Source organism: Nocardia cerradoensis NBRC 101014, assembly GCF_000308535.1.
Lineage (GTDB): Bacteria > Actinomycetota > Actinomycetes > Mycobacteriales > Mycobacteriaceae > Nocardia > Nocardia cerradoensis.
In genome coordinates this window covers 1-14,280 of the sequence record NZ_BAFW01000007.1, presented here as the reverse complement: position 1 = coordinate 14,280, position 14,280 = coordinate 1, and the positions used below count along the sequence as shown (strand labels likewise).

Below are 14,280 nucleotides of genomic sequence, written 5' to 3'. Positions count from 1 at the left end.
GCAGGGTGCCGCCGGGCAGAAACTGCATGTACAGCAGCCGCAGTCGGCGGCTGTGGGAATCGCCGTGCGGGTCCGGTTCGCCCAGCAGCCGCTGGTCGAAGATCCGGACGATGTAGTCGTGGTCGAGCTGGGCCAGCGTCTGCGGTTCGGTGCCGCGGTCGGCGGAGATCTTCACCGCCACCAGCCGCTGCAGCGAGCGCTGCCGGGCCAGGAACACCCGCGCGAAGGCTCCGCTACCCAGCCCGGTGAGCAGATCGAAATCATCGATGCAATCGCCTACCCGGATGCTGTCCAGCCGAGCGACCTGCGAGCCCGTCGTCTCCGGTTCGGCGAACACGTCGCCCGTGGTGCGGGTGCCTTCGGGAGAGACCATGGTCGAGGCGATGGCGGTCGGGTCCGCACCGGCGCGTTGAGTGCTCCGATCCGAGTCGTCGGCGTTGAGCAACTCGCTCAGCTCGGGCGCTTGCGCGGGATATTCGCGCAGATATTCGCGCGGATCGACCCGCTCGCCGCTGTGCCGGCGGATCACGAACTCCTCATAGACCAGGCTGGCCGGAACGCGGTCCGGCGACAGCTCGGCGAATTCCGCGCAGTAGTTCCGCAGCCGCTTGCGGGGCGGCTCGGGTCCACCGGACGGCGTGAGCGCGGGCCGGCGCAGCCAGCGCTGGCGCAGGTCGACGCGGATCAGTGCGATCAACGCGTCCAAGCGCAAGGTCTCCGCGTCGGGCAGGTAATCGCTGATGGCCGGGGCCGGGGCAGCCGATTCCCACGCGGCTGCGAAGGCGGCCACCGCGCCGGATTCGAGTCCGGCCGTCGATCGTCCGAAGTCGCTGTCTGAGCCGGAGCCGTCGGTCATATCCGCTCCTGTCGAATCCGACCGTACGCTGGCCGGTCGGTGAAGCGATGGATGCGATCCGCCACACCCACCACCATCATCCCCGAGAGGCGGTCCGATCGAGGAGAAATCGCACGGCTGCATCCGGTCGCCCCCGGGGCGCCGGGGCCTCCGTCAAATCCGCGCGGTGCGAGCGCCGCGCCGCCGTGGACGCAGCTGATACAGCCGGTATCCGGCCAGCGCGAGGAAGACGGCCCCCAGGCCGGCGACGACCCCCATGTCGAGCAGCCACGTGCCCAGGGAATGTCGCCACAGCGGGTCGGGTGCGCCGTCGTGCGGCGACAGGGTGTCCAGGTCGAGGGTGGCCGCTGCCGCAGCGTAGCCCCAGCGGGACGGCGACAGGTAGGACAGCTGTGCCAGAACAGGGGTGCCGGGCAGCCGTACCAGACCGCCGGTGAACACCAGTTGCGCCATGGACAGCACGATCAGCAGTGGCAGCGTCTTCTCCGAGGTGTTGACCGACACCGAGACCAGCAAGCCCAACGCCAGCGAGGCGATGCCGAGCATCGCCATCGCCAGGATCAACTCCAGCGGGACGGCGGTGAATACGCCTTTCGCCGGCATGCTCACCCCGATGGTGCCGATCAAGAACAGCACCGCCGCCTGCAGGATGGTGATCACGCCCAAGACCAGGAGCTTCGACATCAGGTAGACCCCTGCGGACAATCCGGCCGCGCGTTCTCTGCGGTAGATCGTCTGCTCCTTGACGATCTCGCGAATCGAGTTGCCGGTGCCGATGAAACAGGCACCGAATGCCAAGATCATGAGCTTGGTGGGGGCATCGGCGTTGGTTCCGGGCGCCCCGGTGAAACCCTCGCCCGACGGCACCGCGGCGATCAAACCACCGAGAATCAGCGGCATCACGCCGAGCAGCGCCAGGTAACTTCGGTCCGACGCGATGACCGCCAGGTATCGCCGACACACCGTACTGAGCTGGCTGAGCTTGGACTGCGGCGCGGGCGGGGGTGCCGGTGCGTGTACGTCCGCCGGGCCGACATCGTCGGTCGGCCCGACCTCCACGTACTGCTCGAAGCGAGGCGATTCCCGGAACTCAGCAGCCCAGTCGCGGTCCTCCTCGCGGTCGAAGGACTGAAACACCTCGGCCCAACTGCGCTGCCCGAACTGCTGCAACCCCTCCGCGGGCGGTCCGTAATAGGCCAGCCGACCGCCGGGTACCAGCACGAGGAGTCGGTCGCAGGAATCGAGGTTCGCGACACTATGGGTGACGACGATGACGGTGCGCCCGTCGTGGGCCAGTTCGGACAGCATTTCCATCACCGTCTTGTCCAGGCCCGGGTCGAGGCCGGAGGTCGGCTCGTCGAGGAACAGCAGGGACGGTTTGGTCAGCAACTCCAGTGCGACGCTCACCCGTTTGCGCTGGCCGCCGGAGAGCCTGTCGATGCGGGTGTCGGCATGCCGGGCCAAGCCGAGCTCGGCGAGGACCTCATCGACCCGTTGCTCGCGCTCCTCGGGGCGCGTGTCACCGGGGAAGCGGAGTTCGGCCGCGTACAGTAGCGCGCGCCGCGTCGGAAGTTGGCTGTGCAGGATGTCTTCTTGCGGAACCAGTCCGATGCGGTGGCGGAGTTCGTCGTAGTCGGTGTAGAGGTCGCGTCCGTCGTAACGAACCGTCCCCTCGGTCGCCGGACGCAACCCGGTCACCGCGCCGAGCAACGTCGATTTGCCCGCTCCACTGGGCCCGATGACCCCGACGAGCGAGCGCTGCGGAATCGGGAAACTCACCTCGTCGAGGAGAACCTTGCCTTCCGCTGTCCGCACGATGAGGTTCTGCACCGAGACCGACACGTCACCGGTGTCGACGTACTCCCGCAGTTCGTCGCCGACCAGCCGGTAGGTGGTATGCCCCATGCCGATCAAGTCGGATTCGGACAGGTCCGCCGAATCGACCCGGGCGCCGTTCACGTAGGTGCCGTTGTGGCTGTCGAGGTCGACGACCCGATACCGGCCTGCGCCGGTCACTCGCAGTTCGGCGTGATGACGGGAGACCATGAGGTCGGGCACGACGATGTCGTTGTCGGAGGCCCGCCCGATCCGGACTGTGTCCGAGACGATCCGGACGACCGCGCTGGGGCGAGCCGCCGGAGGCGACGACCGCGCAACCCGCCGGGGGCGGCTCCCCGGATGGGGCGTCGTCACCGTGGCTTCATCATCGAGCTGGTAGCCGGGATCGGGGACGAGCATCGTGTCGCCGCCGCTATCGCCGGACGACTCGCGGCCGTGCTGTCCTTTTCGCCCCTCCACCGAACAGGCCAGCTGCTCGCCGTTCACGGCGTGACCGAGCTGGAACGTCTCGTCATGATCGATCAGCATCCGATCGACGCGCTGACCGTCGAAAAAGGTGCCGTTGAGGCTGTGCGCGTCCTCGATTTCCCAACCGTCCGACCCGCGCTCCAAGACGGCGTGCACGGAAGACACCCGCGGATCGGTCACCACGATGTCGGCGGCCAGATCGCGGCCGACATTGTATGAACCTCCCGCGTGCAGCCGATAGACGCGCTCTCGCGTCTGCACAACAAGAACGGGCGCCTCGGGAAATTCTGTGGAGGACTGATCATCCGCCATAACGGGAGTATACGACGTGAAACGCCCTGCCACCGCAAAACCGGCCACCGGGAATTCCCCTGACAGTGGCCACTCGGCTCCATTTTCACGCCGCCCCAACCCGCGCTGACCAGCGAGAATGTCCTGCGAGTGGAGAGCCACCACCACCCGGCAGCCGCTGACGAGGCAGTGCAGCCGCTGCACCGACACCCGACCGAACCAGCCGCGGAAATCACCGTGACGGGATCCGTAATACCAATTCGATCGAACCCGAACAGAATGTCGAAGCTGAATATTTTCATTGATTCATCGCCCCCGAATTCCGGCACATCCCATATTTCCCACAGGCGTGACCGCGCTACGCGTCTTCCACGTCGACTACAAGGCAGTAGAACCGTGCAGGCCGCTCCAGCACGGCACCGCACCGCACTCGACACGCTGCCCGGTCTCTGCAGAAAGGGCTTGCGCGGTGCGTGTCACGAGCGGGGAGTCCATCTCGGCGAACTCACGCCTCGGGATGGTTTGGGTGCCTTCACCCCGGAAGCTCAGCGCAGCGTCTTCACCGTCGTCGTCGGGCGAAGGGACACGAGACCTCAACCAGGTACTCGCGACAAAGATGGAGCCGCCTGGGGGAATCGAACCCCCGACCTTTTCATTACGAGTGAAGCGCTCTACCGACTGAGCTAAGGCGGCGTGCCTTTCGGCGGTGAGAGTCTATCGTCTTCGGTGACCGAACACGAAAACGGCAGGTCATCGCTGCAGTGTCGCCATGATCTCGGCCAGGCGGCGGCCCTTGGCGGTCGGGGTTCGGGCCTTCAGCAGGGGGAGGACCAGTAGGTAGCGGGCGGTTCGGTCCAGAGCGGCGAAGCGATCGGCGGTGGCGGTATCCGCGGCCAGAGCCTCGGCCAGCTCGGGCGGAACGGGTGCCGAGCGCTGGGGCGCGTACGCGGCATTCCAGCGGCCGTCGGCGCGGGCAACCTCGATCGCGCGGAGGCCGGGCGGGCGCATCCGGCCCGCGGCGATCAGGGCCTCGGCTCGCGCGACGTTCACCTGGGACCAGGTGCTGCCGGGACGCCGGGGCGAGTAGCGCTGGAGGAACGAGCGATCGTCGTGAGCGCGCCGGTGACCGTCGATCCAGCCGTAGCACAGGGCGACCTCCGCCGCCTCGTCGATGGTGATCAGGGGCGCGGACGAACCCTTGCGGGCGATCAGCAGCCAGGCGCCGGCGTCGTCGGTGTGGTGACCGTCGAGCCAGCCGGCCCAGGCGGCGGCATCGGGAAAGCAGTTGGCGGCAGGGAGTTTTCGCACCACGGTTCGTCCTTTCGTCGGACTACATGCTGCCCGTTGAAGTGCTCATCTTTTGAGCACTTTTCTCGATGAAATCGCCGAAGGTCTGTCGCGCCGGTCGATCAGGCGGAGCGGGCCGCGATGAGGCCCGCGACCATCGCCGCGATGGCGAAGCGGGGCTTGACGTTCAGATCGAGGGCCTCGCGGCAGGCGAGGACGGCTTCGATCGAACGCAACAGCCCCTCCGGTCGCACCTCGTCGGCCAGATCGCGGATCTGATCCGACAGGTCGGGGTGGGTCAGGGTGATCGCCGGGGATAGATTCGCGGCGGAGGTGCCGAAACGCAGGGCCAGCGCGTCGCGGTACAGGCCCGCGACATCGATCAGCGCCCGGTCGAGGGCGTCGCGACTGGTGCGGGTCGCGCGGGATTTCTGACGGCGCTCGAGGTCCTTCAGCACGCCGGCGGAACCGCGGGTCGCCGAGGCGGCGCCCTTCCCGGTGCCACCGGCACCCAGCGCGGTCGCCAGCTCGTCGCGTTCACGCTCGTCACGCTCCGCGCTGACCTGTTTGGCCTCCTCCTCGGCGGATTTGACCAGTTCGTCACCGGCGGCATAAGCGGCGGCCGGACGAGTGACCGCCGACACCAGCGACAATGCGCGGGTCCGGCGGGTGCGGGCCTGCTCATCGGTCGCGAGCCAGCGGGCGCGGCCGACGTGTCCGCCGCTCACCGAGGCCGCCCACGCCGCCTGGTCCGGACTCAGCCCGTCACGCTCGCGCAGCACCTGCGCGATGGCATCCACGGACGGCGTGACCAGGTGGATATGCCGGCAGCGGGATCGCAGCGTGACCGAGATGTCCTCCGGGTCCACCGACGGTGCGCACAGCAGGAATACGGTCCGCTCGGGCGGTTCCTCGACCACCTTCAGCAGCACGTTGCCCGCGGCCTCGGTCAGTCGGTCGGCATCCTCGATCACCACCACCTGCCACCGCCCGGTGCTGGGACGCCGGGCCGCGACCTGCACGATCTCCCGCATTTCCTTGGTGCCGATGCTCAGCCCCTCCGGAATCACCCGCCGGACATCGCCGTGGGTACCGGCCATGGTGGTGGTGCAGGCATGGCAGTGACCGCAGCCCGGCGTGCCCTCGGCCGTACATTGCAGCGCGGCCGCAAAGCACAGTGCCGCAACGGATCTGCCGGATCCGGGCGGACCGGTGAACAGCCAGGAGTGCGTCATCGCCGAGGACGCGATCCCGGTGCGTGCCGCCACGGCGGCAGCGGTCAACTCGGACTCGACCGAGTCCTGGCCGACGAGCCGATCGAAGACACCTGCCACGCGCTACACCCTAATCGGCCGCACCGACAAGCCGACCGGCACCGAGCAGCCGCCCGCTCCGACGCCGCCTGTTACGACACCGCCCGCTCCGACACCGCCTGCTACGACTCGGCCGTCGACTTCGCCGCGGCCTTCTTCGCGGGCGCCTTCTTGGCCGCGGTCTTCTTCGCTGTCGTCTTCTTCGCGGTCGCGGTGGTCTTCTTGGCCGTCGACTTCGCCGCGGTCTTCTTGGCGGGCGCCTTCTTCGCGGTCTTCTTGGCCGCCTTCTTCACCGGCCCCTTGGCCCGGCGATCGGCGAGCAGTTCGGAGGCCCGCTCATCGGTGATCGACTCCACCTCGTCGCCCTTGCGCAGGCTGGCATTGGTTTCGCCGTCGGTGACATACGGACCGAACCGCCCGTCCTTGATCACCATCGGCTTGCCGGTGGCGGAATCGTTGCCCATCTCCCGCAGCGGCGCCGCACTCGCCGCCTGGCGTCCGCGCCGCTTGGGCTCGGCGTAGATCTTCAATGCCTCATCCAAGGTCACGGTGAAGATCTGATCCTCGGTGGCCAGCGAGCGAGAGTCCGTGCCCTTCTTCAGATACGGGCCGTAGCGGCCGTTCTGCGCGGTGATCTCGTCGCCCGATTCGGGATCCTTGCCGACCACCCGGGGCAGCGACAGCAGTTTCAGCGCGTCCTCGAGCGTGATGGTCGACAGATCCATCGACTTGAGCAGCGAGCCGGTCCGCGGTTTGGGTGCGGCCGCCTTCTTGGCGCCTTTCTTGGCGTCGAGGTCGGCCTCCGGCTCAGGCAGGATTTCGGTGACATACGGCCCGAAGCGGCCCTCCTTGGCCACGATCCGATGCCCCGTTTCGGGATCCACACCGAGCGAGCGCCCCTCCTGCGGGGTCGCGAACAGCTTCTCCGCGACCTCGGGTGTCAACTCGTCCGGCGGCAGATCGTCGGGCAGATTGGCGCGCTGGGAAACGGGATCGCCGTCCGGATCGTCCGGGTTCTGGACCATACGCTCCAGATACGGACCGAAACGCCCGACCCGGACCACGATGTCGCGGTCCTGATCGTCGGTGAACATCTTGATCGAGTTGACCTCGCGGGCATCGATGTCGTCGAGTCGCTCACCGACCATCCGCTTCAGACCGCCGGAGCGTGCCACCGAGCCCTCGGCGCCGTGGTCACCACCGAAGTAGAAGCTGGTCAGCCAGTTTCCGCGCTGCTCCCGGCCGCCGGCGATGGCATCGAGATCGTCTTCCATCGCCGCGGTGAAATCGAAGTCGACCAGGCGGCCGAAGTACTCCTCCAGCAGCCCGACCACCGCGAAGGCCACCCAGGACGGCACCAGCGCACTACCGCGTTTGTAGACGTAGCCGCGGTCCAGGATGGTCTTGATGATCGAGGCGTAGGTCGACGGGCGACCGATGCCCAGCTCCTCGAGCGCCTTGATCAACGAGGCCTCGTTGTAGCGCGGGGGCGGGTTGGTGGTGTGCCCGTCGGGCGTCAGCTCGGTGGCGTTGACGTTCTGGCCCTCGGTCAGCGCGGGCAACCGCGACTCCGCATCGTCGGACTGCCCGCCCGCGTCTTCGTCGACACTCTCCACGTAGGCCTTGAGGAATCCCGCGAAGGTGATGGTGCGTCCGGACGCGGAGAACACGCACTCCTCGCCGGTGCCGGCGCGGCCGGTGATCCGGACAGTCAACGTGGTGCCGCGCGCGTCGGCCATCTGCGAGGCCACCGTGCGCTGCCAGATCAGCTCGTAGAGCCGGAATTCGTCCTGATCCAGCCGGGCGTGCAGCTGGCCCGGCGTGGCGAACGTGTCACCGGCGGGCCGGATCGCCTCGTGTGCCTCCTGCGCGTTCTTGACCTTGCGGGTGTACTGCCGCGGCGTCGGATGCACGAACTCCGGTCCGTAGAGCTGGGTCGCCTGCGCGCGCGCCGCGCTGATCGCCGACTCCGACAGCGTCGTGGAGTCGGTACGCATATAGGTGATGTAGCCGTTCTCGTACAGCCGCTGCGCCACCCGCATCGTGCGCTCGGAACCGAACCGGAGTTTGCGCGCGGCCTCCTGCTGCAGCGTCGAGGTCATGAACGGCGCATAGGGCCGCCGGGTGTACGGCTTGGACTCGACCGAGGTGACCTGGAAATCCGCCTTCTCCAACCCGGCGGCCAGCCGCCGTGCCACGGCCTCGTCGAGGACCGTGACACCGTTGCGGGTCTTGAGCTGACCGTCGGATCCGAAATCCCGGCCGCCCGCGACGCGGGAACCGTCGACGGTGACCAGCCGCGCACCGAAGATCCGGGGGTTGGCCTCGTCGCTCTCCCGGCCGCCGGCGTCGAATTTCGCCGCGATATCCCAGTACTCCGCGGAACGGAACGCGATGCGCTCCCGCTCGCGCTGCACGACGATCCGGGTCGCCACCGACTGCACCCGGCCCGCCGACAGTCGCGGCATGACCTTCTTCCACAGCACGGGGCTGACCTCGTAGCCGTAGAGGCGGTCGAGGATGCGCCGGGTTTCCTGGGCGTCGACCAGGTCGTTGTCGAGTTCCCGGGTGTCGGCGGCGGCGGCGCGGATGGCCGGCTCGGTGATTTCGTGGAACACCATGCGCCGGACCGGAATCTTCGGCTTCAGCGTCTCGAGCAGGTGCCAGGCGATGGCCTCGCCCTCGCGGTCGGGGTCGGTGGCCAGATAGAGCTCGTCGGCGTCGCGCAGCAGCGTCTTCAGCTCCGAGACCTTGGCCTTCTTGTCCGGACTGACGACGTAGATCGGCTCGAAATCGTGGTCGACGTCGACACCCAGCCGAGCCCAGGACTGGCCTTTGTATTTGGCCGGCACATCCGCGGCACCGCGGGGAAGATCCCGAATATGGCCGACGGACGCCTCGACCGTATAACCGCGGCCCAGATAGGGCGCGATCTTACGTGCCTTGGTCGGCGACTCGACGATGACGAGACGACGCAGGGGACGCCCCCGGCCGGCTGCGGCCGCATCGGGCCCGGCGGAGGCCGCATCGGGAGTCGGCGATGCACCGCGGTCTCGTGTTGCCACCGGCGAACACACCTTTCCTGTCGACCCGCGCGGCGCAGGCGCGCGGCGCGCGGATGGGGCAAGAGGGAGAGACAAACATCTCCCGCCAGAGACGTTTATACCGTGTTTCGCTGTCGTGGAGTCCGCACTGCGGACCCGCGACCCAGGAGTCTCGGCTGTTCTGCGCGGTACTTCCCCGTCGGTACCGTCCGAACCGAAATGGCTGCGAACTGCAGAAAAACCCCCTTGTGGGCAACTCGATCACATCGAAAAGCCCCGGTTTTCGATCGAGTCTACTTCCCCCGCATATGACTCGTCCCTCACCGCGTGCTCGCGGTGAGGGACGAGAGATCGGACCTTGTTGGGTTACTCGCTCAGCTGAGCGCGCGAACTCCGGTGGCCTGCGGGCCCTTGGTGCCCTGGCCGACCTCGAATTCGACCTTCTGGTTCTCCTCGAGGGTACGGAAGCCCGAACCCTGAATCTCGGAGTAGTGGACGAAGACGTCAGCGGAGCCGTCCTCGGGCGCGATGAAGCCGAACCCCTTCTCCGCGTTGAACCACTTCACAGTTCCCTGTGCCATTCTGTTCCTTCTCTTTCCATACCGGAACGGCGGACAAGTTAGGTTGGTCCACCGGGTCCGTTCCGACCGCTGTACTCTGTTCCCCCTGCAGGAAGCTTCAAGCACACCGTTCGCAACATCGATCCTGCTGATGGTTTGGACCTTTGATCCGTTCCCTCGAACACAGAAGCTTGCGACCGAGAACTAGTGAACCATGTCCGCGCGCAATTCGACAGCCGAGTTACCGACAATTTGCAAAAAAGATGATCTTGCGAATGTGCAGGTGAGGGGCACAATGCCCAAATCCAAACTTGAAGTAGGTTTGCTTAGCGATAACCGAGCGAGCGTCAGGCAAAGAGACTGTGACGCAGGTCGCTACTCGGTAGTGAATTGGCAGCTCGGGCGAGCACGGCACACACGGTTCACACTTTCTTCGCGTCGCATGGTCTCGGTCCGATGAATCCGAAAGGCCCGGGATCCGACGCCGCTCCCGCCGAGGCGATCGGCTACGGGACATCGTTGCTGAATCGTGTCCTTTTCGGAGTGCCCGATGCGGAGAGTCGTATCACCCATGTGACCGAACTCCCGGCCCGCGCGGCACGCAGCACCGGCTGGCCTTCCTGGGCTGCCCCGGACGTGGTCGACGCGCTGCGGGAATCGGGTGTCGACGCACCGTGGACGCATCAGATTCGAACCGCGGAGCTGGCCTCCGCCGGCACACATGTCGTCGTCTGCACCGGGACCGCGTCGGGCAAATCTCTGGGATATCAGCTGCCGGTATTGACCGACCTGCAGCGGGATTCGCGAGCGACCGCTCTGTATATATCGCCGACCAAAGCGCTCGGCGCCGATCAATTCCGCGCGGCCGCGCAGCTGACTCATGCCGGCAGCCTGCGCGATATCCATCCGGCCACCTACGACGGCGATACTCCGCCCGAGGTCAGGCAGTGGGTGCGGGCGAATGCGCGGTGGTTGTTCACCAATCCCGACATGCTGCACATCGGCATCCTGCGGGCCCACCAGCGCTGGGCGCGGATGCTGCGGCGGTTGCGCTATGTGGTGGTCGACGAATGCCACGCCTATCGAGGTGTATTCGGATCCCAAGTCGCGATGGTGCTGCGCCGGCTGCGACGGCTGGCCGCCCATTACGGCGCGAACCCGACCTTCGTCCTGTGCTCGGCGACCAGCGCGGATCCGGCCGCGGCCGCGGAACGGCTGATCGGTGCGCCGGTGACCGCGGTGACCGACGACGGTTCGCCGCAGGGCGCGCGGACGGTCGCCCTGTGGGAGCCGCCGCTGCTCGGCGACCTCAGCGGTGAGAACGGCGCCCCGGTACGGCGGGCGGCCACCACCGAGGCCGCCCGGATCATGACCGACCTGGTCGTCGAGGGTGCGCGGACATTGACCTTCGTCCGCTCCCGCCGGGCCGCCGAGGTCGTCGCCATCGACGTGCAGCGCATGCTGGCCGAGGTGGATCCGTCGCTGGCCGGCCGCGTGGCGGCCTACCGGGCCGGATACCTGGCCGAGGACAGGCGCGAACTGGAGAACGGCCTGGCGGACGGGTCGCTGCTGGGCGCGGCCACCACGACCGCGCTGGAATTGGGCGTCGACATCGCCGGGCTGGACGCCGTGGTGATGGCGGGTTTTCCGGGAACCGTCGCCTCGTTCTGGCAGCAGGCTGGGCGGGCCGGACGTCGCACCCAGGGCTCGCTGGTCCTACTGGTAGCCCGCGACGATCCGCTGGACACCTACCTCGTCCATCACCCGCACGCGCTGCTGGACAAGCCGGTCGAGGCGACCATCACCGATCCGCACAATCCCTACGTCGCCGGACCGCATCTGCTGTGCGCGGCCTGCGAACATCCCCTGACCGACGCCGAGATCGACGACCTCGGCGGCCGGGACGTGGCCGCCGACCTCGCCGCGCAGGGGCTGATCAAGCGCCGGGAGAACGGCGGTGGACCGGCCCGCTGGTACCCGACCTCGAGCGCCTATCCCCACGACGACGTCGATGTCCGGGGCGGAATCGGCTCCCAGATCGCGATCGTCGACGCGACCAGCGGCAGGCTGCTGGGCAGCGCGGATTCCGGGCGGGCTCCCGCGACGCTGCACGCCGGTGCCGTGCATCTGCACCAGGGCGAGACCTATGTGGTCGACGAACTGGATCTCGAGGCCGGAGTCGCGTTCGTCCACGCCGAGCAGCCCGGTTGGACCACCAGCGCCCGGATGGTCACCTCGGTCGAGATCGACGAGCGCACCCACGAACAGGTGTACGGCCGCGTTACTGCCGCCCTGGCCAAGGTCCGGGTAACCCGCCAGGTGGTGGGTTATCTGCGCACACTTCCCAGCGGGGAGGTCCTCGACCTCATCGAACTCGACATGCCCGAGCAGACGCTGCCGACGCAGGCCGTGTTCTACACCGTCACGCCGCGACTGCTGACCGCGGCGGGGATCGAGCCGCGCCGCGTGGCCGGCGCCCTGCACGCCGCCGAACATGCCGCGATCGGGATGTTGCCGCTGGTCGCGAGCTGCGACCGGTGGGATGTGGGTGGCGTGTCCATCGCCGAGCACCCCGACACCGGGCTGCCGACCGTCTTCGTCTACGACGGTCATCGCGGCGGGGCCGGATTCGCCGAGCGCGGGTTCGCCCGGTTGCGGACCTGGTTGGCGGCGACGCGGGCGGCCATCGCCTCCTGTTCGTGCCCACAGGGCTGCCCCTCGTGCGTCCAATCCCCCAAATGCGGCAACGGGAATTCCCCGCTGGACAAGGAAGGCGCGGCCGCCCTGCTGACGGCCGTGCTCTCCGACCTGCCCGACGAGGCGCCGGCCTGAACGGTGCCGCCAACATTTCGAGCCATGACCTGCTCGAATCCGTTTCGTGACGATGCGGACACCGTCGGTAGACGTGGGCGCCTCCCAGAGCGACGGCCGCGTCCGAGACCCGAGGCCGACTGCGCTCTGTTCGAATAAAGAGGAAGTCGATCATGTTAACCGGCGCATTGCCCTAGCGAATAACGGCCATGTGGGCATTCACATGTGTGCATTTATCGGAATCTTGCGGCGCCGAATGCTTGCACAATTGCGTCCCCGGAATTGAATGCCCACCGAATGGGAAATCCACGACAGTTACCGCGACATACTGTGGCTCGGGTCACCCATTCTTTCTCACACCAACCGTCCGGTATTCATGATCGTTTTACCGCGCTCACCGGACCGGCCCGCGCGACCGCCGCAACTGATCGCTTGCCCAAAAGAGCGAGCGTCACGGAACCGTCGACGGTTACCGTCACATCCCAATCCCGGATCGAACACGTACGTAGCCGCATCCGCATTCGCCGCACCACCGAATCCGCTTGTTCACAGGCCGCCTCGGCACCGGAATCCAGCGCACCCGCCGCGGCCAACGCCGCCGAGTCGGCGGCGCTCTGCGCCAGGTGGCGTGCGCAGACCACCGCCGCGAACTGCACGATCACCACCGTCACCACCAGCAGTGCGGTGAGCGCCAGACATGCGGTGACCGTGGCGCCCCCATCGCACCCGCGGCAGCGGCACGCGGCCGGCGCCATCGCGGTCCGGACCAGTCCGCCCGCTGTCATCGCGGCTCTCCCGGTTCGCGCACGGCGACCGCCTCGGCCCGTAACCGCAGCATGGGCAGCAGCGGCGCCCGCGCCCGAACGACGGCGACGATCCGGTCGCCGTCGGCACGCACTTCGATATCGGCGCCGGGCGGTGCCACCCGCTGAGCCGCCGGCAGAGCTTCCGCTTCCGCGCCGCGCGCCGTGAGACGAGCCGCTTCGCGAGCGGCGTCGATACAGCGGATCTGCATCGACGCCGCCAGCAACGCTCCCAGGCAGAGCACGACGACCACCACCACCGCCGCCAGCGCGATCGCCGCCTCGACCGTGACCGCACCCCGCTCGCTCGTGCGGGCCGACCTCATACGGTGGTGTTCAGTGCCCTGTCGATGATCTTGGTCAGCGCGTTGACGATGGAGTCGCCGGTCACCACGGTGTAGAGCACCGCCCCGAACGCCGCCGCGGCGATCGTCCCGATGGCGTATTCGGCCGTACTCATGCCGTCGTCGGTCACCGCTAGCTGGATCAGCCGCGAACGTAGTTCTCGCACAACCGATTGCGTTGCCGTCAGCATCGGTCTCCCCTTTCTCTACCGTCGGCGCGGCGGATCCGCACCGAATCTCTCGTGTGGTCACCACAAGCCACCGCCGAGTACTCGTCCGGCCAGTCCGGCGACCACCGGAACGATGCCGAGACAGACGAAGGCCGGCAGGAAGCACAGCCCGAGCGGCCCGCTGATGAGTACGCCCGCACGTTCTGCCCGTGCGGCGGCCGCATCCTCGACCGCCGCGCGGCACTTCTCGGCGAGTTCGAAGACCGCACCGGTCAGGGCGGCACCGGAGCGGGCCGACCGGCGCACCAGCCGGGCGAGCGCGGACATCTCCGCCCCGGGCGCCTCCCGGGCCGCGCGCTCCCATGCGATGACCGGATCCGCGCCCAGCGCCAGCAGATCCGCCGCCCGGCGCAGTGCCGAGGCGAACGGTTCCGGGGCGATCGGGGCCACCGCGCGCGCCGCCGTGGCGGCCGGCAGGCCCGCCCGCAGACATG

10 protein-coding genes, 1 tRNA gene and 1 pseudogene are annotated in these 14,280 nt (G+C 67.9%); 1 reads left to right on the top strand and 11 read right to left on the bottom strand.

The window, feature by feature from the left end:
• The 7 genes and pseudogenes from ON23_RS01750 to ON23_RS01720 all read right to left on the bottom strand — a co-directional run.
• Positions 1 to 856: pseudogene (locus ON23_RS01750) on the bottom strand (serine/threonine-protein kinase); the annotation flags it as partial.
• Between the two features lie 153 nt (positions 857 to 1,009).
• Complete coding sequence (locus ON23_RS01745; RefSeq protein ID WP_039775652.1) at positions 1,010 to 3,475, bottom strand: FHA domain-containing protein; 2,466 nt, start codon at positions 3,473 to 3,475, stop codon at positions 1,010 to 1,012.
• A gap of 596 nt (positions 3,476 to 4,071) precedes the next feature.
• Positions 4,072 to 4,147, bottom strand: a tRNA-Thr gene (locus ON23_RS01740).
• Positions 4,148 to 4,204: 57 nt separating this feature from the next.
• Positions 4,205 to 4,765 carry a YdeI/OmpD-associated family protein gene (locus ON23_RS01735; RefSeq protein WP_223273472.1) on the bottom strand — a complete coding sequence of 187 codons (561 nt, stop codon included), beginning with the start codon at positions 4,763 to 4,765 and terminating at the stop codon, positions 4,205 to 4,207.
• Between the two features lie 98 nt (positions 4,766 to 4,863).
• Positions 4,864 to 6,075 (bottom strand): DNA polymerase III subunit delta', encoded by a 1,212-nt coding sequence (locus ON23_RS01730; RefSeq protein ID WP_039775650.1) that lies wholly within the window; start codon positions 6,073 to 6,075, stop codon positions 4,864 to 4,866.
• Between the two features lie 101 nt (positions 6,076 to 6,176).
• Entirely contained in the window at positions 6,177 to 9,032 is a 2,856-nt protein-coding gene (gene topA / locus ON23_RS01725) for a type I DNA topoisomerase (protein WP_039775658.1), read from the bottom strand.
• Between the two features lie 440 nt (positions 9,033 to 9,472).
• Positions 9,473 to 9,679, bottom strand: coding sequence for a cold-shock protein (locus tag ON23_RS01720; protein ID WP_011206895.1), 207 nt, complete (start codon positions 9,677 to 9,679; stop codon positions 9,473 to 9,475).
• 435 nt (positions 9,680 to 10,114) lie between these two features.
• Between ON23_RS01720 and sftH the strand changes: the two genes are divergently transcribed.
• Positions 10,115 to 12,490 carry a DEAD/DEAH box helicase gene (sftH, locus tag ON23_RS01715; RefSeq protein ID WP_083903628.1) on the top strand — a complete coding sequence of 792 codons (2,376 nt, stop codon included), beginning with the start codon at positions 10,115 to 10,117 and terminating at the stop codon, positions 12,488 to 12,490.
• Between the two features lie 353 nt (positions 12,491 to 12,843).
• Here the strand turns inward: sftH and ON23_RS01710 are convergent, their stop codons facing one another.
• The 4 genes from ON23_RS01710 to ON23_RS01695 all read right to left on the bottom strand — a co-directional run.
• Positions 12,844 to 13,254 (bottom strand): Rv3654c family TadE-like protein, encoded by a 411-nt coding sequence (locus ON23_RS01710; protein WP_306307090.1) that lies wholly within the window; start codon positions 13,252 to 13,254, stop codon positions 12,844 to 12,846.
• Positions 13,251 to 13,598 carry a TadE family type IV pilus minor pilin gene (locus tag ON23_RS01705; protein ID WP_039775642.1) on the bottom strand — a complete coding sequence of 116 codons (348 nt, stop codon included), beginning with the start codon at positions 13,596 to 13,598 and terminating at the stop codon, positions 13,251 to 13,253. Before ON23_RS01705 ends, ON23_RS01710 begins: the two co-directional genes overlap by 4 nt.
• Positions 13,595 to 13,807: a DUF4244 domain-containing protein gene (locus ON23_RS01700; protein ID WP_039775641.1), complete on the bottom strand. Its 213-nt coding sequence runs from the start codon at positions 13,805 to 13,807 to the stop codon at positions 13,595 to 13,597. Before ON23_RS01700 ends, ON23_RS01705 begins: the two co-directional genes overlap by 4 nt.
• A gap of 57 nt (positions 13,808 to 13,864) precedes the next feature.
• Positions 13,865 to 14,280: type II secretion system F family protein (locus ON23_RS01695; RefSeq protein WP_039775639.1), on the bottom strand; the 416-nt coding region annotated here is incomplete at its 5' end.

Coding starts and splice junctions, on each gene's coding strand:
- sftH (WP_083903628.1), top strand. CDS start 10,115: ATGAATCCGAAAGGCCCGGGATCCGACGCCGCTCCCGCCGAGGCGATC.
- ON23_RS01720 (WP_011206895.1), bottom strand. CDS start 9,679: ATGGCACAGGGAACTGTGAAGTGGTTCAACGCGGAGAAGGGGTTCGGC.
- ON23_RS01710 (WP_306307090.1), bottom strand. CDS start 13,254: ATGACAGCGGGCGGACTGGTCCGGACCGCGATGGCGCCGGCCGCGTGC.
- ON23_RS01705 (WP_039775642.1), bottom strand. CDS start 13,598: ATGAGGTCGGCCCGCACGAGCGAGCGGGGTGCGGTCACGGTCGAGGCG.
- ON23_RS01745 (WP_039775652.1), bottom strand. CDS start 3,475: ATGGCGGATGATCAGTCCTCCACAGAATTTCCCGAGGCGCCCGTTCTT.
- ON23_RS01700 (WP_039775641.1), bottom strand. CDS start 13,807: ATGCTGACGGCAACGCAATCGGTTGTGCGAGAACTACGTTCGCGGCTG.